General features: G+C 68.6%; 20 protein-coding genes. 9 read left to right on the top strand and 11 right to left on the bottom strand.

Annotated features, from left to right (window positions below):
* Positions 1 to 91 precede the first annotated feature (91 nt).
* Positions 92 to 1,078, top strand: coding sequence for a DMT family transporter (locus J7U37_RS17775; protein WP_247636542.1), 987 nt, complete (start codon positions 92 to 94; stop codon positions 1,076 to 1,078).
* 44 nt (positions 1,079 to 1,122) lie between these two features.
* On the opposite strand, the gene J7U37_RS17770 is transcribed toward J7U37_RS17775, so the two are convergent.
* Positions 1,123 to 1,917, bottom strand: a complete 795-nt coding sequence (locus J7U37_RS17770) for an enoyl-CoA hydratase (protein ID WP_056483614.1) — start codon at positions 1,915 to 1,917, stop codon at positions 1,123 to 1,125.
* Positions 1,918 to 2,036: 119 nt separating this feature from the next.
* A complete protein-coding gene (ppk2, locus tag J7U37_RS17765; protein WP_056178756.1) occupies positions 2,037 to 2,954 on the bottom strand; it encodes a polyphosphate kinase 2 in 918 nt (305 codons plus the stop codon).
* A 166-nt stretch (positions 2,955 to 3,120) separates the two neighbouring features.
* Between ppk2 and J7U37_RS17760 the strand changes: the two genes are divergently transcribed.
* Positions 3,121 to 3,249 carry a hypothetical protein gene (locus tag J7U37_RS17760; RefSeq protein ID WP_055945825.1) on the top strand — a complete coding sequence of 43 codons (129 nt, stop codon included), beginning with the start codon at positions 3,121 to 3,123 and terminating at the stop codon, positions 3,247 to 3,249.
* A gap of 19 nt (positions 3,250 to 3,268) precedes the next feature.
* Here the strand turns inward: J7U37_RS17760 and J7U37_RS17755 are convergent, their stop codons facing one another.
* The gene (locus tag J7U37_RS17755) at positions 3,269 to 4,909 is read right to left on the bottom strand and encodes an ABC-F family ATP-binding cassette domain-containing protein (RefSeq protein WP_247636541.1); all 1,641 of its coding nucleotides are present in this window, start codon (positions 4,907 to 4,909) and stop codon (positions 3,269 to 3,271) included.
* A 125-nt stretch (positions 4,910 to 5,034) separates the two neighbouring features.
* Complete coding sequence (locus tag J7U37_RS17750) at positions 5,035 to 6,219, bottom strand: patatin-like phospholipase family protein (RefSeq protein ID WP_056179936.1); 1,185 nt, start codon at positions 6,217 to 6,219, stop codon at positions 5,035 to 5,037.
* A 426-nt stretch (positions 6,220 to 6,645) separates the two neighbouring features.
* Here J7U37_RS17750 and J7U37_RS17745 point away from each other — a divergent pair, with 426 nt between their 5' ends.
* Positions 6,646 to 7,767 carry a histidine kinase dimerization/phosphoacceptor domain -containing protein gene (locus J7U37_RS17745; RefSeq protein ID WP_056178750.1) on the top strand — a complete coding sequence of 374 codons (1,122 nt, stop codon included), beginning with the start codon at positions 6,646 to 6,648 and terminating at the stop codon, positions 7,765 to 7,767.
* Positions 7,764 to 8,207 carry a response regulator gene (locus J7U37_RS17740; protein ID WP_056178747.1) on the top strand — a complete coding sequence of 148 codons (444 nt, stop codon included), beginning with the start codon at positions 7,764 to 7,766 and terminating at the stop codon, positions 8,205 to 8,207. The genes J7U37_RS17745 and J7U37_RS17740 overlap by 4 nt, the downstream gene beginning before the upstream one ends.
* A 273-nt stretch (positions 8,208 to 8,480) precedes the next feature.
* On the opposite strand, the gene J7U37_RS17735 is transcribed toward J7U37_RS17740, so the two are convergent.
* Positions 8,481 to 10,337 (bottom strand): ABC transporter ATP-binding protein, encoded by a 1,857-nt coding sequence (locus J7U37_RS17735; protein WP_247636540.1) that lies wholly within the window; start codon positions 10,335 to 10,337, stop codon positions 8,481 to 8,483.
* 180 nt (positions 10,338 to 10,517) lie between these two features.
* On the opposite strand from J7U37_RS17735, the gene J7U37_RS17730 reads away from it, so the two are divergent.
* The gene (locus J7U37_RS17730; RefSeq protein ID WP_247636539.1) at positions 10,518 to 11,171 is read left to right on the top strand and encodes a helix-hairpin-helix domain-containing protein; all 654 of its coding nucleotides are present in this window, start codon (positions 10,518 to 10,520) and stop codon (positions 11,169 to 11,171) included.
* A gap of 89 nt (positions 11,172 to 11,260) precedes the next feature.
* Positions 11,261 to 11,476, top strand: a complete 216-nt coding sequence (locus tag J7U37_RS17725; RefSeq protein ID WP_056178740.1) for a hypothetical protein — start codon at positions 11,261 to 11,263, stop codon at positions 11,474 to 11,476.
* 49 nt (positions 11,477 to 11,525) lie between these two features.
* Here the strand turns inward: J7U37_RS17725 and J7U37_RS17720 are convergent, their stop codons facing one another.
* From J7U37_RS17720 to J7U37_RS17710, 3 genes are all read right to left on the bottom strand, one after another.
* Positions 11,526 to 12,134: a GNAT family N-acetyltransferase gene (locus J7U37_RS17720; protein ID WP_056483602.1), complete on the bottom strand. Its 609-nt coding sequence runs from the start codon at positions 12,132 to 12,134 to the stop codon at positions 11,526 to 11,528.
* Complete coding sequence (locus J7U37_RS17715; protein WP_056178734.1) at positions 12,134 to 14,494, bottom strand: Orn/Lys/Arg decarboxylase N-terminal domain-containing protein; 2,361 nt, start codon at positions 14,492 to 14,494, stop codon at positions 12,134 to 12,136. The genes J7U37_RS17720 and J7U37_RS17715 overlap by 1 nt, the downstream gene beginning before the upstream one ends.
* A 120-nt stretch (positions 14,495 to 14,614) precedes the next feature.
* Positions 14,615 to 15,643 carry a CorA family divalent cation transporter gene (locus J7U37_RS17710; protein WP_056178731.1) on the bottom strand — a complete coding sequence of 343 codons (1,029 nt, stop codon included), beginning with the start codon at positions 15,641 to 15,643 and terminating at the stop codon, positions 14,615 to 14,617.
* Positions 15,644 to 15,927: 284 nt separating this feature from the next.
* Here J7U37_RS17710 and J7U37_RS17705 point away from each other — a divergent pair, with 284 nt between their 5' ends.
* The 3 genes from J7U37_RS17705 (at position 15,928) to J7U37_RS17695 (ending at position 18,233) form a co-directional block, all read left to right on the top strand.
* Positions 15,928 to 16,254: a type II toxin-antitoxin system PrlF family antitoxin gene (locus J7U37_RS17705; protein ID WP_056179931.1), complete on the top strand. Its 327-nt coding sequence runs from the start codon at positions 15,928 to 15,930 to the stop codon at positions 16,252 to 16,254.
* Positions 16,255 to 16,260: 6 nt separating this feature from the next.
* Positions 16,261 to 16,764, top strand: coding sequence for a type II toxin-antitoxin system YhaV family toxin (locus J7U37_RS17700; RefSeq protein ID WP_247636538.1), 504 nt, complete (start codon positions 16,261 to 16,263; stop codon positions 16,762 to 16,764).
* 218 nt (positions 16,765 to 16,982) lie between these two features.
* A complete protein-coding gene (locus J7U37_RS17695) occupies positions 16,983 to 18,233 on the top strand; it encodes a nucleoside transporter C-terminal domain-containing protein (RefSeq protein ID WP_056178726.1) in 1,251 nt (416 codons plus the stop codon).
* Between the two features lie 33 nt (positions 18,234 to 18,266).
* Here the strand turns inward: J7U37_RS17695 and minE are convergent, their stop codons facing one another.
* Genes minE through minC form a run of 3 tightly spaced genes read right to left on the bottom strand, consistent with a single transcriptional unit; the run spans position 18,267 to position 20,100 of the window.
* Positions 18,267 to 18,566: a cell division topological specificity factor MinE gene (minE, locus tag J7U37_RS17690; RefSeq protein WP_056212040.1), complete on the bottom strand. Its 300-nt coding sequence runs from the start codon at positions 18,564 to 18,566 to the stop codon at positions 18,267 to 18,269.
* Entirely contained in the window at positions 18,563 to 19,378 is an 816-nt protein-coding gene (gene minD / locus J7U37_RS17685; RefSeq protein ID WP_056178720.1) for a septum site-determining protein MinD, read from the bottom strand. Before minD ends, minE begins: the two co-directional genes overlap by 4 nt.
* 14 nt (positions 19,379 to 19,392) lie before the next feature.
* A complete protein-coding gene (gene minC, locus J7U37_RS17680) occupies positions 19,393 to 20,100 on the bottom strand; it encodes a septum site-determining protein MinC (RefSeq protein WP_056483589.1) in 708 nt (235 codons plus the stop codon).
* Positions 20,101 to 20,246: the final 146 nt, after the last annotated feature.

Raw genomic sequence — 20,246 nt, 5'->3', positions numbered from 1 at the left:
GCCTCTTCTGGATTGCGGAGCAAGGAACGGGAGGCGTGCCGGCGCGGCGCGTCGTAGGCGGGAGCAGGATCAAGTCGGAAGGACCTCCGCCGTGCCCCGCTCCGTCCCTCACACCCTGTCCGCGCCCGAGTGGGCGATGCTGCTCGCCCTGTCGGTGCTCTGGGGGGGATCGTTCTTCTTCACCGGTATCGCGCTCCAGGCGCTGCCGCCCTTCACCCTCGTCGTCCTTCGGGTCGGCGTGGCGGCCCTCGTCCTCAACCTCGCCCTGCCGCTCACGGGATCGCGCCTGCCCCGCACGCGCGCGGTCTGGACAGCGTTCGCCGGCATGGGGCTCTTGAACAACGTCCTGCCGTTCTGCCTGATCGTCTGGGGACAGACACACATCGCCTCCGGGCTTGCCGCCATCCTGAATGCGACGACGCCGCTCTTCGCCGTTGCGGTGGCCCACCTGTCGACCTCGGACGAACGGATGACGGGCAACCGGCTCGCGGGCGTTCTCGTCGGCCTGGGCGGGGTTGCCGTCATGATCGGGCCTGCCCTGCTGACCGCTCTCGGGACGAACGTCCTGGCGCAGATCGCGGTTCTGGCCGCAGCCCTCTCCTACGCGGTGGCGGGCGTCTTCGGGCGCCGCTTCAAGCGGATGGGCGTCCCGCCGGTCGCAACGGCGGCAGGGCAGGTCACGGCATCGACGCTCCTGATGCTCCCCATCGCCCTCGTGGTGGATCGGCCGTGGACGCTGGCGATGCCGGGTCTGCCGGTCTGGGGGGCCGTGCTGGGCATCGCCACCCTGTCCACCGCCCTGGCCTACGTGCTCTATTTCCGCATCCTGGCGACGGCGGGAGCGACGAACCTGCTGCTCGTCACGTTCCTGATTCCGGTCTCGGCCATCCTGCTCGGCACCCTGGTGCTGGGCGAGCGCCTGGATCTCCGGCACTACCTCGGCATGGCCCTCATCGGCTGCGGCCTTGCGGCCATCGATGGTCGCCTGTTGAGACGTGATTGCCTGTCGCGATTTGGTCGACCGCAGCCAGGCAAGCCTTCCGATCCTCCCGGGGTCGATCTGGGGCGAGACATCTGAACGGTCCGTTGGGCACGGGCGCGGATCGGCTGCGATCGCCGTTCCTACCGGCCGGTCCAGTTCGGCGGCCGCTTGGCCAGGAAGGCCTCCATGCCCTCGCGAAAATCGGCGCTGGTGTAGCAGAGGCGGATGAGGTCGTCGCCGGGACGCTCGGCCCCCGTCGCATCCTCGCCCTGGAGGCGCCGCAGGCCCTCCTTGGTCGCCCGCAGGGTGAGCGGCGCGTGGCCGGCCATCAGGGTCGCGAGGTCCGTGGACCGCGCCGCCAGCGCGTCGGCATCGGCCACCACTTCACCGACGAGCCCGATGGCCAGCGCCTCCTCGGCGCCGACGAGGCGGGCGGTGAAGATCATGTCCTTGACCCGGGCCGGGCCGATCAGGGCCGAGAGCCGGCGCAGGTTGCCGAGCGAGAGGCAATTGCCGAGGGTGCGGGCGATGGGAAAGCCGAGCTTGGCGTCGCGGGTGGCGATGCGCAGGTCGCAGGCGGCGGCGATGGCTGCGCCGCCGCCGGTGCAGGCGCCGGCGATCGCCGCGATGGTCGGCACCGCCAGCCGCTCCAGCGCGCCCATCACCCGGTCCATGAAGCGCTCGTAGTCGATCGCGTCCTGGGCGGTCTCGAAGCTCCGGAACTGGGCGATGTCGGTGCCCGCCGCGAAGGCCTTGGCCCCCGCGCCCGTGATGATCAGCGCCTTGATGCCGGTATCGGCCTCGATCCGGGCGCAGTGATCGATCAGCCCCTGGTACATGCCGAAGGTGAGGGCATTGCGCGCCTGCGGCCGGTTCAGCGTCAGGCGGGCGATGCCGCCCTCGGCCGTGAAGAGGAGTTCGTCGGTGCTGGTCATGCCGGATACCTGGACGGGGGCTGGACGGAGGACTGGCGGGCGAGAGGCGTGGAAGCGTCCCACACCCTCTCGCCCGGAGCACTCGGTCCGTGCAAGCGGCCGGCTTCGAATCAGCGTCCTCAGAACACGGGCGGCACGAACATCGCGGCCGGAACCGGGTGGCGGATGTAGTCCTCGTGGCGCTCGCGATCCGGCAGGTGCACGGGCGGATGCTCGACGTCGCCGTAGGGAATCTGCGCCAGGAGGTGGCTGATGCAGTTGAGACGGGCGCGCTTCTTGTCGACGGCCTCGACCACCCACCACGGCGCTTCCGGGATGTGGGTCCGGGCCAGCATGTCCTCCTTGGCCTTGGTGTAATCCTCCCACCGGCGGCGGGACTGCACGTCCATTGGGGACAGCTTCCACTGCTTCAGCGGATCGTGGATGCGCATGTTGAAGCGGAATTCCTGCTCCTCGTCGGTGATCGAGAACCAGTATTTCAGCACCACGATCCCCGAGCGGGTCAGCATGCGCTCGAATTCGGGCACCGAGCGGAAGAACTCCTCCACCTCGTCGGGGGAGCAGAAGCCCATCACGCGCTCGACGCCGGCGCGGTTGTACCAGGAGCGGTCGAACAGCACGATCTCGCCGGCGGCCGGCAGGTGCGAGACGTAGCGCTGGAAGTACCATTGCGTGCGCTCGCGCTCGCTCGGGGCGGGCAGCGCCGCGACCCGGCAGACGCGCGGGTTCAACCGCTGGGTGATGCGCTTGATGACGCCGCCCTTGCCGGCGGAATCGCGGCCCTCGAAGATCACGACGACGCGCAGCTTGTGGGCCTGGACCCAGTCCTGCAGCCGCACCAGCTCGTGCTGCAGCCGGAACAGCTCGCGGAAGTAGACCTTGCGGTCGAGGCCGGGCGGACGGGCTGGCTGCCCGAGTTCGTCGGCCAGTCGCTCCAGGCGCTCGTCCTCCATCTCGAGTTCGAGTTCCTCGTCGAAATCGTCCGCCACCTCGCGGCGGATCGCCTCGACCTCCGCTGCCCGCTGCGCGCTGTCCATGCCCGACCCCAGACCCTGCCGTGGAAACCGAGGGGCTTAGATCACGGTTGTATGACAGGCCGGATACGGGCTGGCGGCCCGGAGGGAACGTCCGCCGGCCCCTGCGTGTTGATGGTCAAGCTGCGCCGTTCCTGCCCGGCGCCCCACATCGCAAGAGGGTCACACCATGAGCCTGATCGGACGCATCGTCACCAAGCTCCTCGGCAACGAGGACCGTCCCGTGGTCCGCGACGACCGCAACTACGATTCCGGCACACCCCTCGGCCGCCTCGTGACCAAGATCCTCCGGAAGTGAAGCCTGCAAGCCGGGCGGCTCAGGCCGCCCGGCGCTTGGACTTCTTGTCGCGACCCGACTTTTCGCGGCCCTGCCCGGGCGCGCGCTGACCGGCACGGGTCCGGTCGAGCACGAATTTCGCGTAATCGTCCATGTCCCCGGCAAACGGCTTGACCGTGTTGTCGGCCGCCAGCCACAGGCGATCCGCCACCAGCTCCATCAGCGAGCGATCGTGGGTGATGAGGATGACCGCCCCGCCGTAATCGTTCAGCGCGTCGAGGAGCGCCCTCCGGCTGTCGATATCGAGGTGGTTGGTCGGCTCGTCCAGAATGAGCAGGTGCGGCGCCTGCATGGCCACGAGGTTGAGGAGCAGGCGCGCCCGCTCTCCTCCCGAGAGCGCGTCCACTGTCGTCTCCTGCTTGTCGAACCCGAGCCCGAAGCTCGCGAGCTTGGCGCGCCTCCCCGATTCGCTGTCGTCGGGACGCTCGCGCCGGATGATGGCGAGCGGGGTGTCCTTCGGGTCGAGGGCCTCGATCCGGTGCTGGTGGAACCAGCCGACCTGCACCCGCCCTTCCCGCACCATCCGCCCGTCCCGCACCTGGAGCGCGCCCGCCGCCATCTTGGCGAAGGTCGACTTGCCGGCGCCGTTGACCCCGAGCAGCCCGATGCGGTCGTCGACGTCGAGGGTCAGGTTGAGGTCGCGCAGGACCGGCGCATCGTCGCCATACCCGATGGTGGCGTCGGTCAGGTGCATCAGCGGCGGCGCCAGGGGGCGCTTCGGCGAAGGCAGGTGGAACGGCGCCACGTGCTCCTCGATGGTGGTGGCGATCGGCTCCAGCTTGGCGAGGCGCTTGACGCGGGACTGCGCCTGCGCGGCCTTCGAGGCCTTGGCCTTGAAGCGGTCGATGAAGCTCTGCAGATGGGCGCGCTCGGCTTCCTGCTTCTGCTTGGTCGAGGCCTGGAGACGGGCCTTCTCGGCCCGGCGCTTCTCGAAATCGTCGTAGCCGCCGGTGTAGAGTTCGAGCTTGCCTCCGGCCACGTGCAGGATCGCATCGACCGAATTGTTGAGCAGCTCGCGGTCGTGGCTGATGATCAGGGCCGAGTGCGGATAGCGCTTGAGCCGGGCTTCCAGCCAGAGGGCGCCCTCGAGATCGAGGTAGTTGGTCGGTTCGTCGAGGAGCAGCATGTCCGGCTCGGCGAACAGCGCCGCAGCGAGGGCCACGCGCATGCGCCAGCCGCCGGAGAACTCCGCCATCGGACGGGTCAGGTCCTCCACCGAGAAGCCGAGGCCGGCCAGGATCTCGCCGGCCCGGGCCGGGGCCCGGTCGGCATCGATCTCGATGAGGCGGGCATAGATCTCGCCCAGGCGTTCCGGCTCGGCGGTCTCGAGTTCGGTGTTCAGCGCATCGCGCTCCACGTCGGCCGCCAGGATCGTGTCGATCAGACTGACCGGGGTCGCGGGGTGTTCCTGGTCGACGGAGGCGACGCGGGCGGTCTTCGGCAGCAGGATGGCGCCGCCGTCGGGCTGCAGCTCGCCCAGGATGATCTTGAACAGGGTCGATTTGCCGACGCCGTTGCGACCGACGAGCCCGACCTTCGAGCCGGGCGGCACCGCCACGCTGGCACGGTCGAAGAAGCGTCGGCCCCAGGCGCTGAAGGTGAGGTCTTCGATCTGGATCATTGCGGGGGGGGCTCGCCGGGGGCGCGGGCACCGAATGAACCCTGACGCGATGCCTTCGCTCTATCGCAGCGCACCATGGAGCGCGAGGGGGGCGGCACGCATCCGACCCCCTCGTGCGACGCGCATTACTGGGCCGCGACCACCGACGCCTTCACCAGGGGCGCGACCGGCACGGTCTTGCGCCAGAAGGTCCCGGTGCGGCCGGTCTGGTACCCGGTCTCGTACAGGCTGCGCATGTAGCCGGTGTCGAAGCCGCGCGCCGTCGAGGTGTTGGGCGCCGATTCATCGATATAGGCGAGGTTGAAGCCGATGCCGTTGCCGCGGGTGAAGGCGTAGGTCGAGGCCAGGGTGGCGCGGCTGCGGGCGCGGCTGGCGGTGGTGAACGAACGCTCGACGATGGAGAGCGTGTTGTTCTGAGCGAGATCGAATTCCGGCTCCAGGCGCCCGTTGATGATGACGTAGATGTCCGACTTGGCGCCCGCCTTGAAGCGGGCATCGCGCAGCAGGAACGATTGCGGCAGGGTGAACACCGGCGTCACCACCGAGCCGTCGACATGCATCTCCTGGAAGGTGCGCTGCGCCGCCTGGACGTCGATGAGCTGGGGTGGGAACACCGCCGGGATGCTGGCCGAGGCGGTGAGCACGTCCGTGAACAGGTCGAGGGCGGCCGGTCCGCCGCTGGCCGCGATGGCGCCCATGTTCCAGATCACGGCGCGCTGGGCGTCGAGATTCGTCGTCACCACGAGGAGGCGCCGGCCCTTGGCGTGCTGCGCGGCGATGGCCGTGAGCAGGTCCGGCGTGACGTAGCGGCGCACGAGGTCGCGCAGGCGCCCGTCCCCGAACAGGCCGGAGCCGAACAGCACGTTGGCGAAGCTCGGCGACTGCACCAGGGTCGAGGCGATGCCGCTGGTGTAGATGTCCTTCAGAATGGCGTCGTATTCCGGCCCGACGAACGCGAAGGGCGCGATCAGCGCGCCCGTGGAGACGCCGGAGACCAGGGAGAACTCGGGACGCTTGCCGGATTCGGTCCAGCCGTTCAGCAGGCCGGCCCCGTAGGCCCCGTCGCCGCCGCCGCCCGAGAGCGCCAGGTACGCGAACGGAACCCGGCTGTTCTCGGGCCGCGCCGACATCTCGGTGAAGGTCTTTTCCGAGGCATCCGCGTAGGCGCGGACATTCGGATCGAGCCCCGGCAGCACGGCGGCGGCGGCCTCATCGGCCGTATAGGGAATGCGCGGCGTGGAGCCACAGGCTGCGAGCTGTCCGGCCAGGAGCAGGGCAAAGCCCGCCCGAGCCCATCGGAGACGACGCATGTTCGAGATGTCCACTGCCAGAATTCCGGAGGCCCAACCCCGGGGTAATCCTAGCACGGGAAAAGCAGCTTGGCAGTTGTCGTCTTGCGGCCAAGCCTCGCGACAGATGCGGGGTGTGGCATTCGCGCAGCAATCCGAGCGCGTCCGCCGACATTCGCCACGCGCGCGTGCGGAAAACCGCGATCCCGGCGCGCGGGGATGTCAAATGAACTTCCAAGGGGCGAAGCCGTTGGAGCACCGTACGGCAGCGGTTGTCCGCCGCCGTGGTGATCCGACGTCCCTATTACCATCGTGAAGCCTGCCCACGCCGACTGATCGCCCCGCGCGGGTCAGCCGTGTCGCCCGCATGCCGTCGACGGTCGTGACGAGGTCGGCGCGGGCGGGAAGGCCCCACGGGTCAGCGGGACGAGGACGAGGCGAGAGACGATGGAACGAGACGACGCGTGGCACCTCACGAGCGACCTCAGGGTCGAGGGCGGCAAGGGCGATCCCTTCGCCGCCGCGATCCGTGCCACCCGTATGGCGATGATCGTCACCAACCCGCGCCTCGACGACAACCCGATCGTCTTCGTCAACGACGCCTTCCTGCGTCTCTCGGGCTATGAGCGCTCCGAGATCATGGGGCAGAACTGCCGTTTCCTGCAGGGACAGGACACCGACCCGAACGCCATCGGGCAGATCCGGGCCGCGGTCGATGCCCGGCGCGACATCGCCATCGACATCCTGAACTACCGCAAGGACGGCAGCCCGTTCTGGAACGCGCTGTACATGAGCCCGGTGATCACCGAAGGCGGGGACCTGCATTTCTTCTTCGCCTCGCAGCTCGACGTCACCGACCGGGTAGACGCGCAGATGCGGACGCAGAACGAGAAGGAGCATTTCGAGCGCGAGGTCGCGCGGCGGACGCGGGAACTGTCCGATGCCCTGGCGGCCAAGACCATGCTGGTCCACGAGGTCGACCACCGGGTGAAGAACAACCTGCAGATGGTGGCCTCACTCCTCACCATGCAGACCCGCAGTATCACCGATCCGACGGCCCGCGACGCGATGAAGTCGATGCTCACGCGCGTCGAGGCGTTGGGCACGGTGCACAAGCGCCTGTACCAGTCGCGCGACGTGGAGCGCTTCGACGTCGCGGAATTCACCCGGGAACTCGCCACGGACCTCGTGCGCGGCTCGGGCCATGCCGGCATCACCCTGCACCTGGACCTGGAGCCCGTGGAGGTTCCGGTCGAGAAGGCGCCGCCCGTCGCCCTGATGATGAACGAACTCATCACCAATGCGCTCAAGCATGCCTTCCCGGGCGACCGGCCGGGTCGCCTCTCGATCCGAGTCCATCCCGACGGTCGCTTCTTCGGCATCCGGATCGTCGATGACGGCATCGGCATGCCCCCGGACGTCGTGGGGGCGCGCTCCTTCGGGAAGCGCCTGGTGGAGAGCCTGGCGCGCCAGTTGAATGCCAGCCTGACCTGGCAGCCGGGCCATCCCGGGACCCTGATCGAGATCCGCCTGCCCCGCGAAACGCCGGGCGCAAAGGACAGCACGTGAGCGAGCCCCTGCGGGTCCTGATCGCGGAAGACGAAGCGCTCATCCTGATGCAGCTGGAGTTTCTCGTGGAAGATGCCGGCCACATCGTGGTCGGCACCGCCGCGACCTCCGACGAGGCGATCCGGGTCGCCCGGGAGACGCGGCCGGACCTCGTCTTCGTCGATCTCCAGTTGCGGGGCGGTTCGTCCGGCATCGACATCGTCCGGGCCCTGCGCAGCGAAGACGCGATGGTCCTGATCTTCGTCACGGCCAACGCCCAGCACATCCCGGATCATTTCGAGGGTGCGGCCGGCGCCATCCCGAAGCCCTTCACCGAAGCCGCGATCTTCGACACGATCGCATATTTCAGCGAATGCGTGCGCAGCCCGCCGCCCCGCGCCCCGCAACCCCTCGGCCTCTCCCTCGCACCGGCCTATCTGGCGAGCCTCGGCGGCGCGTGAGCGACATCTGACGTTCCGACCCCGCACCGAAGGTGCGGGAGGAGTGCCTTGGGGACTCCAGCCCTTCACCGCGAACCTTATTACCCTCAATGGCGCCGGATTTTTCCCCTCGTTCGGTCATACGGCGCCGTTTCATCAAGTCTGAAAGCAGACCGTCCGACCGTCTGCACGGGGCCGGCGGCAGACGGTCCCAGGCGTTCAGAGTTTGCCCACCCGTTCGCCCCCGCGGCCGGCGGGCGGGTGGCCGAATGTCCGCACGCCGGTCACATCGCTTCAGCGGTAGCCGGCCGCCTGGAGCTCGAACAATTCGGCATAGCGGCCGCCGAGGGCCTGTAGCTCGGCGTGGCTTCCCGATTCGATGACCGTTCCGCCATTGAGGACGAGGATGCGGTCGGCCATGCGGACGGTGGAGAAGCGGTGCGAGATCAGCACCGCCGTGCGCCCGTGGCTCAGTTCGCGAAAGCGCTGGAACACCTCGAACTCGGCCCTGGCATCGAGGGCGGCCGTGGGCTCGTCGAGGATCAGGATCTCGGCCTCACGCATGTAGGCGCGGGCGATGGCGATCTTCTGCCACTCGCCTCCCGAGAGGTCGACGCCCTCGGCGAAGCGCTTGCCCAGGGGCTGGTCGTACTGGAGCGGCAGCCGCCCGATGACCCCGTCGGCCAGGCTGCGGCCGGCGGCCCGGGTGACCCGCTCGTCATCATCGCGCGCATCGATGCGGCCCACCGCGACGTTCTCGCGGGCGGTGAAGCTGAAGCGCACGAAGTCCTGGAAGATGACCCCGATCCGGCTGCGCAGGTCGTCGAGATCGTAGGCGGAGAGGGGCAGGCCGTCGAGGAGCACGCGGCCTTCCGTCGGGTCGTAGAGCCGGGTGAGCAGCTTCACGATGGTGGTCTTGCCGGCGCCGTTCTCGCCCACCAGGGCCAGCACCTCGCCGGCCGCGAGATGGAAGCTCAGGTTGCGCACCGCCCAGGTTTCGGTGCCGGGATAGCGGAAGCCGACCGCCTCGAAGACGATCCCGCTCCGGATCGGGCGCGGCAGGGGCGCGGGGATCGCGGGCGAGCGGATCGCCGGCACCACCCCGAAGAACGAGAACAGGTCGTCGAGGTACTGCGCCTGCGCGGCGATCTGCGAGAAGCCCAGCAGCAGGCCCTCGATCAGGCTGCGCAGGCGCTGAAACGAGCCGGCCAGGAAGGCGAGATCGCCGATCGAGAACTGTCCCGCCGCCGTGCGCCAGACGATGGTGGCGTAGGCGAGATAGTAGGCCAGCGTCCCCAGGGCGGCGAAGGCCCCGCCCCAGCCGGCCCGGCGCAGGGCCAGGGCGCGGTTGTCGGCCACGAGCTTGGTGGCGAGTCCCCGGTAGCGCTCGGCGATGTAGCCGTTCAGGCCGAACAGCTTCACCTCCTTGGCGGATTCGACGCTGGCCCCGAGGAAGCGCAGGTAGTCGATCTCGCGCCGCTCCGGCGTGCGCGTCCAGGCCAGGCGGTAGCCCTCGCGGTTGAAGTAGGTCTCGTTGAGGAAGGCCGGCACCAGGGCAACCACGAGCAGCAGGATCAGCCAGGGCGCGAAGGCCACGAGGCCGAGGGCGAAGGCCACCAGGGTGATGAGATCCTGGCCCTGGCCGAAGAGCTGGAACAGAAGGTTCGAGCGGCCCGTGACCTGACGGCGCGCCCGCTCCAGCTGGTCCTGCTGCGTGCTGTCCTCGAACTGCTCGAGGTCGAGATCGGCGGCGTGGCGCATCAGCTTCAGGGTCGCGGCATTGCCGTAGAGGTCGGCCACCAGCCCGTCGACGAGGGTGCTGGCCCGCCCCAGGAGGTCGGCCAGGATGGCGAGCCCGAACTCCGCCGCTACCAGAAGGGCGAGGTGCCGGAGGGCCGGATCGGCCAGCCAGGCTTCCGGGCCGAGGCCGCCCGGGTGGGGCCGGGCATGCTCGGCCACGATCGCGTCGAGGATGAGCTTGGCAAGGTAGAGCATGGCGACGGGCAGGCTCGCCCGCGCGAGGCGAAGGCCGAGGCTCGCCATGAGCAGGCGGGGACTGGCGGCGTAGACCAGGCGGAACAGGGCCGGCACGTGGCGCAGGGCGCCGAGGCGCGCGGTCCACGCGGAGGGAAGGGCAAGACGTTCGAGCATCGAGCGGGACCATGACCGGGACCAGTGCCCCCGTCGATCCCGTTCGCGTCGCGTCCAGGCCGCGTCCGTGTCGCAGCCGGAGGCCCTAAGCTCTTGAGGACAGAGGGTTCGACGGCGAGACGTGGCTTTGCGCCCTATGGTAGTCGTCACCGAATGTTCACCAAGGCGAGGCCGCCCACGATGCTCAGCGGTTCAGCGATCCTGCGGGTCGGCATCCTGATCGTGGTGGCGGCTGTCCTTGCCGGGATCATCCAGTTTCTCCGGCCGCATGGGGACGGCGCGACCGAAACAGCGACCGAGTCTTCGGCCGAGACGCGGACCGTGACTCCTCCGCCCTCCGTCGGGAAGGCCGGAACCCAGGCGGTGGTCCCGCCGGCGGTGACGCGGCCGGTAAGCCCTGTCGTGCCGGCCCCCGCGCCGCAGGCATCGCCCTTGCCCGCCGCGCCATCACCACCAGCCCCGACCACGGCGCCGATGGCCGCCCCGGCTCCCACTCCAACCGCCGACGCGCGGATGCCTGCCTTTCCGCCTTCCTCGCCGCCCGCCTCACCCTCGCCCGGCCGCAGCAACGGGGACGCTGCCCGCCCGGCGTCGCCGATCACCGGCGAGCAGGCCATCGACAACGCCGCCGAAACGGCGGGACCGCGCGGCGTGGCGGTGATCGACCTCAATACGGGCAGCGTCTCGGAGCTGAACGCCCTCAGGGGCGGCGGCATGATCGGACGCGCGATCGCGCAGAAGCGCCCCTATGCCTCCGTCGGCGAGTTGCTGTCGAAGCGCGTCCTCAGCCGCGCGGTGTACGAGCGGATCAAGGATCAGGTCACGGTGCGCTGAAACCCGTTTCGGGTAGCGCACCGCGCGGCGCCTGCCTACAATGCCAGCCCAGGAAGCCGGAAAGCCGCTTCGATCACCAGGGACGAGCCATGTTTGCGCAAGCCGGGGGCGTTACCTTTCGCGAGGATCTCGGCGTCGAGGAGACCACCGAGACCGACAACATCGTCCGCTGGGACGGCGAGAAGCTCTATGTCGAGCACGACATCTATCACAACGGTCAGCTCGTCCACCGCAAGTACCGCAAGAACGTCAGCGAGGCGGTCGCCCGGGCGCTTCAGGCGCTGATCAACCGGACGCAGCAATAGGCCGGGGCGGCGAACCTGCGACGCGCCTCGGCGCGTCCGCATCCGCCCCCTACTTGCCGATCCAGTCGTGCTCGGCGACGACGGCTTCCACCGGGCGCGTCCAGGTGCCGGGCTGGTCGGAAGACCCCGTGCCGAGCGCGCACTGGACCATGACGCTGTCGCTCCAGCGCCCGTACTTGTAGCCCACCGCCGGCAGCAGCCCGACGCGGACGAAGCCGCAGGCCTCGTGGAGGCGCAGGGACGCCTCGTTCTGCGCGTCGATGTAGCCGATCATCTGGCGGTATCCACCCGCCGCGCAGGCCTCGATCAGCGCCGGCAGCAGGCGCCGGCCGATCCCGGCGTTCAGGTGCTCGTGGTGGACATAGATCGAGTGCTTCAGGGTGTAGCGGTAGGCCGGGCGCTTGCGGAACGGAACCGCGTAGGCGTAGCCGGCCACGATCCCGTCGCGGTCGGCCACGAGGTGCGGCAGGCGCTTCTTGCGCATGGCCTTCCGGCGCTTCTTCAGGTCGTCCGGGTGGAGCGGGTCCGCCTCGAAATCCCCGACATCGCCGACGCCGCGCCGGATGTGATGGGCGTAGATGTCCACCATGTCGGGCACGTCGGCATCCGACGAGGGCCGGATGACGAGGTCGGGATCACTCTCGGCCGCGCCCGCCATCAGCGGCTCTCGCGCATGACGCGGGGCTCTCGCATGACGTAGGTGTGGAACCGGATCGTCCCATCCGGATCGACGTCGCGGAACACGCCCTGGATCTCGGCCTCGAAGCCCGGGAACAGGTTCGCGGAGCGCTCGAACATCTTGAAGTAGTCCAGCATGGGTTTGGCCCGCTCGTCCAATCGCTCGCCCGGCAGCACCGTGCCGATGCCCGGCGGGTAGACCAGAAGCAAGGTCGTCGCCACACGACCCTCCGCCTCCGCGATCGGAACGTAATCGACGTTGTTGCGGGTGAGCTGCTGGACCGCCTCCTTCGGCGTCATCACCATCTCGGGCAGGTGGCCCGGCTCGAACTGCTTGCGCTGGAGCGTGCTGGTGCCGTGCTCGCGGTGGAAGGCGTGGAAGTCGGCGCAGAGGTCGCGCAGGCGCACGCCCTTGTAGCGGTTGGGCCGCCGCCGCACGAACTCGGGCATCGCCTCCTCGAGGGGCACGTTGTCGTCGTGCAGGCGCTTGAAGGCGACCAGCCCCGAGATCAGCGTGCCGGCCTTGGAGGATTCGACGCCCGGCGTCAGCAGGAAGAGCAGCGAGTTGAGGTCGTTCTTTTCCGGCACGATGCGGTTTTCCCGCAGGTACTGGGCAACGATCGGCGCCGGAACCCCATGCTCGGCATATTCCCCGGTGTGCCGGTTGAAGCCCGGCGTCAGCACGGTGAGCTTGTTGGGGTCGGTCATGGCGTAGTCGGGCGCCACGTGGGTGAAGCCGTGCCAGTCGGCGCCCGGCGTCAGCTCCCAATATTTCACGTTGCTGGCGAGCTCGTCCGTCGAGAGGCTTTCCCACGGCACCCGGCCGTCCGGTCCCTTGACCGTGTCCGGCACGAAGGGGTCGAAGAACCAGCGCTTGAGCGGATCGCCCTCCTTCTCCTCGAACTCGCGGCGGATAGCGCGCACCTTCTTGCGCCACTCGATGCCGAGCCGGATGGTATCGTCCCACAGGACGACGCCGGAGCGGCCCTTCATCATCTGCGCGCCGACATCGAGGGAGGCGAACAGGGGATAGAACGGCGAGGTCGAGGCGTGGACCAGGAAGGTCTCGTTGAAGCGCCGGTGTTCGATCCGCCGGGTCTGGCCGCGGATGTGGCTGTCCTTGGTGTGGATCTGCGAGGCCTGGGAGAAGCTCGCCAGCTGCTTGTGGGTCGACTGGGTGGCGATGATGCCGGGCGAGGTCTCGTCGAGGCCCTTCAGGCCCATGGCGAAGCGTCCGGCGAAGAGCGGGTGGAACTTCATGAAGCCCGCCCAGGCCTCGTCGAAGAGGATGTAGTCGCAGAGATGCCCGATCTTATCGAGGATCATCTGCGCGTTGTAGATCGTGCCGTCGTAGGTGCATTGCTCGACCACGGCCACGCGGAACGGCCGCTCGCGTCGCCAGGCCTCCGGGTCGGTGATCAGCGGGTTGTCGCGGATCTTTTCGCGGATGCGCGTCTCGTCAAGGGCTTCGTGGTACATCGGGCCGATCAGCCCGTAGGCGTTGCGGTCGGTCTCCAGGAAGACCGGGATCGCGCCGCCGAGGAACAGGGCGCCGTGATGCGCGGCCTTGTGGTTGTTGCGGTCGAACAGCACGAGGTCGCCCTCCGCCACCAGGGCCGAGAGCACGATCTTGTTGGAGGCCGAGGTGCCGTTGAGGACGAAGTAGGTCTTCTCGGCCCCGAAGATGACGGCCGCCTCCTTCTGCGCCTTCAGGGCCGGCCCCTCGTGGACGAGGAGGTCGCCGAGATCGAGCACCGAGTTGTCGAGGTCGTCGCGAAACACCGCCTCGCCGAGATGCTCGACGAAGATGCGCCCGATCGGCGAGCGGTTGTAGAAGATGCCGCCGTTGTGGCCGGGGCAGGTCCAGAGCTGGTTGCCCTGCTCGGCGTAGTCGACCAGCGCGCCGAAGAACGGCGTCTTCAGGGTCTCGGCATATTGCTTGACCCGGCTCACCAGGCCGCGGGCGATGTAGTCCGGGGTTTCCTCGGCGAGGAAGATGTAGCCGTCGATGAAGTCCAGCACCTCGACCGGAATGTCCTCCAGGCGCTTGCGGCGGACCATGATCACGATGGGCATTTCCAGCCCGCGCTTGCGCATGAGGTTGATGAGGGCGGCCGCCTTGCCGTCGAGGCCGCGCTTGCCCCAATCCACCACCATGCAGCCGATGGCCGAATCGGTCTGGACCGCGATGGCCGCGTCCTCGACGCGGCGCGCCCGTACCACCTCGAAGCCGAGCTTTTCGACCGAACCGATGATCTGCTGGACGCGCACACCCTCGAGGTCGTCCGGATCGAAGTTCGGCGCGCACATCAGGACGGTGAAGCGGCGAAAGAAGTCCATGCGGGGAAAGGCTCCAGAAGGCTGTTGGCGCACCGTTCGCGACGGGACGTGACGCTTCGATGACGATCCTGCGGCGGCGGCGGTGTTTTCAGGCTCCGGGCCGTGCGACAGAAAGCCGGCTTACGATCCGGCACGCCGTTTGACGAGCCCGAGGCGGCGGATCATGCCGTAGACGGCCAGCGCCGCGAGGCCGCAGAGGACCAGGGCGACGAGCGAGCCGTTCTCGAAATCGCCGAGGAACAGCCCCTTGGTGTTCATGCCGAACACGCCCGTCACCAGGGTCGGCGGCAGGAACAAGGCGGTGAGGATCGACAGGGTGAAGAGCTGGCGGTTGGTCTCGGCGGCCGTGCGGCCGGCGATCTCGTCCTGCAGCAGGCGGCTGCGTTCGGACAGGACCAGCATGTCGCGGTGGAGCGAATCGAGCCGCTGGACCACGCGGGCGGCCATGCTCACCACCGCCACCGGCAGGGCGTCGTCGGCCTCCTCGGTCTCGGATTCGAGGCGGTGGAACACCGCGCTGAGGCCCGCGAGCTGGCGATGCTGGCGCACGGCCTGCCGGCGGATCGGCGCCAGCGGTTTCGGGTCGTCGGGCTGGTCCTCGTCGAGCATCCGGTCCTCGATGGCATCGAGGTCGTCGGAGAAGCGCCGGGCGCAGGCATCGAGGGCGGCGGCGACGCTGGTGACGAACAGCTCCAGCAGCCCCGCCGGAGCCGGAACGCAGCGCCCGGCCAGCACCGCATCGCGGGCGGCCTCGGCGGCGGCGGTGGCATGCCGGCGCCCGCTGACCAGCAGGCGTTCGCCCAGGACGCAATGCAGACGCCCGGCCGGCTCGTCCGCGGTGCGGCCGCCGAATTCGCGCTCCCGGTCCGCGATCACGAGGCCGAGATCGCTGCCTTCGATGACCACGCGCTGGTGACCGTCGCGGGCGAAGGTGGCAGCGGCGAGCGCCGGAGGCCCGAAGCGCCCGGCGGCGATCAGCTCGTCGAGGCGCGCATCGACAAGGTCGAGATGCAGCCAGAGGAAGCCGTCGGCGACGGGCTCGGGCAGGCCGCCGCCGGTCTCCAGAAGCCGCCCGCAGCCCTCGGCGTCGAACACCATGGCGAAGAGCAGGCACGGCAGGTCGGTGACGTCGGTGAGAAGGCGCGGCATCGCGGGCAGCCCCGTTGCCGGCAAACCGCCGCCGGTCGCGGCTGGATCGCAGGCGCGGGCGACACTGTCATGACAACCCGTTCTTCAGGGATGCCTTGAGATCTGGGGCGTTCCACCCCCCGCCGATGGTCCAGGATCATCGGACACCGTCACGCCTCACGAGCGAATCTGGACGCTCGGCGCCCGATCGCAAAGCGCGATCCTGAACCGTCAGCGAACTTCGCCTCTTGCCAGTTACCCATCCGCGAAGTAAGGAATTTTCCTTACAAACGGTGGAGGCTATGATGGCGATCCTGGTTCGCGAGCGGAGCAAGATCACCACGAAGGGTCAGACGACGGTACCCAAGGCCGTGCGTCGGGCACTTGGCGTGAGCTATGGCGGTGAGATCGCCTACGTCGTCGACGAGTTCGGTCGCGTGAGCCTGCTCAAGGCGGAGGAGGAGACGGACCCGGTGATCGAGGGATTCCTGGCGTTCCTCGCGCAGGACATGGTCCGCAACCCGGCGAACATCGCGGCTTTCCCCGCTGGCCTCGCGGAACGCATGACGGCGCTCACGGACGGGATGAACGTCGATCTCAATGAAGATATCGACGGAGCCGTGACGCTCTGAGCCCTGATGACCGATGGCTGGACGATCTTCGCCCATCCACTGTTCCTCGATCAGCTCGAGAGGGCGACGGCGGCTGTCGAAGCAGCCAAGGCGGCCGATCCGAAAGGCTATCAGGCCACGGCGCAGGCGAAGCTCCTCGCCATGATCGCCAAATTGATCTTCGAGACGATTCCGTCCGATCCGACACGGCAGGAATATCGCCAGGGCGACACACTCGGGCGGTCCCGAAAGCATTGGTTTCGGGCCAAGTTCGGCAACGGCCGATTCCGCCTGTTCTTCCGTTATGACAGCAAGGCAAAGGTCGTCATTTATGCCTGGGTGAACGATGAGAACACGTTGCGGACCTACGGCTCGAAGACCGACGCGTATCTTGTGTTCAAGGGAATGCTCGCCAAAGGCAACCCTCCCGACGACTGGCAAACGTTGCTGGCGTCGGCATCGACAAAGGCAGTTATCGAGCGCCTCGAAAAGGCCAAGCCGAAGAAGCGTGCGCGGCCTCGTCCGGATTGAACGACGACCACCGTTATTTTCCGCAGCGGAATCCATCGCCGGGACCGGACTGCGAGCCTCGCTCCACGAGGACGAGCGCAACACGCTCTGCGTCCAGAGACGAAGGGGCGACGGCATCCGATCGCCCCGCGATCAGCTCTCGGTGGATGCCCCGACTTCGCCCGCGACAAACGCCGCGGCATCGGGCTTGCTCTGCGCCGTCAAAACAGCGGGGCGGCATGGTCGAGAAGCTTTTTCACGCGGGCGCGAGCCTGGCTCTGCTGCTCGCCGTCGCGGTGCTGTTCTCCACCAACCGCCGGGCGATCTCGCCCCGGGTGGTGCTGTCGGCCCTGGCGCTGCAGGTGGCGCTCGGCGCGCTGGTGCTGTTCGTGCCGGCCGGCCGGGCCGGCCTCGCGGCGGCGGCGGGCTTCGTCCAGACCGTTCTGAATTACGGCGACCGGGGCACCGCCTTCCTGTTCGGCGGCCTCGTCGAACCGCGGATGTTCGAGCTGTTCGGTGGCAGCGGCTTCATCCTCGCCCTGCGCATCCTGCCGCAGATCCTCTACGTCTCGGCGCTGATCGCGGTGCTCTATCATTTCGGGGTGATGCAGGCGGCCGCGCGCGGGATCGGCGCCGTGCTGCGGCGGCTGATCGGAACCTCGCCGATCGAGACCTTCTCGGCGGTGATCACCATCGCCATCGGCCAGAGCGAGATCGCCATCGCGCTGCGGCCGTTCCTGATGGCGCTGACCTCGGCCGAGCTGTTCGCCGTGATGTCGAGCGGGGCCGCCTCCACGGCGGGCACGATCCTGGCCGGCTACGCGGCCCTCGGCGTTCCGATGGACTATCTGCTGGCGGCGAGCGTCATGGCGATCCCGGGGGGCCTGCTCTACGCCAAGATCCTGGTTCCGACGACGGAGCCCACGCGGGTGACGACCACGCGGGTGACCTTCGGCGAGACGCGGGCGGTCAACGTGATCGAGGCGGCGGCCGACGGCACCCAGAAGGGGCTGGCCGTGGCGGTCTCGGTGGGGGCGATGCTGATCGCGTTCACGGGGCTGATCGCCCTGCTGAACGGCTTCATGGGCTGGACGGGGGGCCTGCTCGGCTATCCCGCCTTGAGCCTCGAGGGCCTTCTCGGCGCGGTGTTCGCGCCGCTGGCCTGGTTGATGGGCGTGCCGTGGGATCAAGCCGGCCTCGTCGGCGGGGCGCTGGGTCAGAAGATCGCCTTCAACGAGTTCCTGGCCTACGCGCAGCTCTCGCCGGTGCTCAAGGGCGGCACCCTCGATCCGCGCACGGCCGCGATCCTGTGCTTCGCGCTGTGCGGCTTCGCCAACCTGACCTCGGTGGCGATCCAGCTCGCGAGCCTGGCCAGCCTCGCGCCGGAGCGCAGAGCGGAAATCGCCCGCTTCGGCCTGCGCGCGATCCTGGCCGGCACCCTGTCCAACCTGACGAGCGCGACGCTCGCCGGGTTGTTCATCGGGGCCTGACGGCTGTGCCGGCCGGGATGCTTGCGTAGAGGGTCATGCGGCGGCGAGTTTCGCCGCCTTGACCTTTGCGGGACCGGCCTTGGCGACGGCCGTGAGCGGCAGCTCGATGTCGATGTCGAGGGTCGACATGTCCTGGCCGCGGTCGAGGCGGATCTGGACCTTGTCGCTGTTGACCTCGACGTGCTTGGCGATGACCGCGAGGATTTCCTCGCGCAGCACCATCACGAGATCGGAGCCGCCGACCCCCGCCCGTTCATGGGCGAGGATGAGTTGCAGGCGGTCGCGGGCGACCGGCGCCGAGCCGCGCCGGTTGAACATGTTGAGGAGGCTCATGCTGCCCTCCGGGTGAAGAGTTTGTCGAGGAAGGACTTCTTGTCGGTGGGGACCGACATCGGGACCGCATCGCCGTTGAGGCGGCGCACGGCGTCGGTGTAGGCGCGGGCCGGGGCGCAGAGCGGGTTGTTCAGGGTCACCGGGCAGCCGACATTGGAGGCGCGCAGCACTTCCATGCTCTCCGGGATGATGGCCAGCAGCGGGATCGAGAGGATCTCGAGCACGTCCTCGATCTTGAGCATGTCGCCGCGATCGGCCCGGGCAGGGTCGTAGCGGGTGAGGATCAGATGCTTCTCCATGGTCTCGCCGCGCTCGGCCTTGAGGGTCTTGGAGTCGAGCAGGCCGATGATCCGGTCGGAATCGCGCACCGAGGAGACCTCGGGGTTGGTCACCACCACGGCGACGTCGGCGTGGCGCATGGCCAGCGTGGCGCCGCGCTCGATGCCGGCCGGGGAGTCGCAGATCACCCAGTCGAACTTTTCGCGCAGCTCGTCCATGACGCGGGCGACGCCCTCGTCGGTGAGCGCATCCTTGTCGCGGGTCTGCGAGGCGGGGAGGAGGTGAAGCTTCTCCAGCCGCTTGTCGCGGATGAGCGCCTGGTTGAGCTTGGCGTCGCCGTTGACCACGTTGATGAGGTCGTAGACGACCCGGCGCTCGGCGCCCATCACGAGATCGAGGTTGCGCAGGCCGACGTCGAAATCGACCACCGCCACGCTCTTGCCGGCCTGCGCGAGCGCCGCGCCGAGGGCCGCCGTCGTCGTCGTCTTGCCGACGCCGCCCTTGCCTGATGTCACGACCAGAACTTTGGCCATATGAGCTGTCTCCCTCAATCCAAGGATGCGAATTTGATGGCGCCGCCATCGAGCCAGATTTGCACGGGCTTGCCGCGCAGGTGGTTGCCCATCTCCTCGGCCGTGCGGACGAGGCGGTCGATGCCGAGAAGCTCGGGCTCGAACTTGCGGCAGCAGATGCGGGCGCGGGGGTTGCGGGCGGCACCGGCGATGGCCCGGCCGCGCAGCGCGCCGTAGACATGGATGGAGCCGCCGGCGAGGATCTCCGCGCCGGAAGAGACCGACCCCATCACGGTGACGTCGCCGGTGGGGTGGACGATGGATTGCCCGGACCGGACCGAGCCCTCGATGGTGAGGGAGGTCGTGGCCGGCTCCGGGGGTGCCTCGGGCACCTCCGGCTCGGCCTGAACCGGAACCTCGATCGAGCTCAGGGGCCGCCCCTGGACCAGCAGCGGCGGGCGCCCCGGTCCGAGGAGGGAGACCTGCGTTCCCTCGATGCCGAGGATGCGGATCTGCCGGCTGCCGAGTTCGGCCAGCAGGGTGTCGAGGTCCGACGCGGCGGGCTCCAGAGCCGCCACGTCGAGGATCAGGGCGCGCCCGTCGAACAGCGTCGGCGAGCGTTTCAGCGCCTCGTCCAGATCGGCGAACCAATCCGGAAGCGGAGTTTCCGGAGCCAGCACCAAGGACTTGAAGGCACGGCCACGAAGCTGAACGGGTCTGCGGGGAGGGCTTGTGTCAGTCACGGGCTCTCGCGATTCCTTACCAGACCATTGATGCCCGGTATGGTTACCGCTTCGTTAACAACCCGTGCTCAAAGGATTAAAGGCGCGCATTTTCCTCTGATCCGATGATCCAGGGATGGGAGGATGGGCCGGGCGCCCCCTATTTC

The organism is Methylobacterium sp. 37f (assembly GCF_023093475.1).
Classification (GTDB): domain Bacteria; phylum Pseudomonadota; class Alphaproteobacteria; order Rhizobiales; family Beijerinckiaceae; genus Methylobacterium.
Note: the sequence above shows the minus strand (reverse complement) of the source record. Positions and strands in the feature narration are given on the sequence as shown.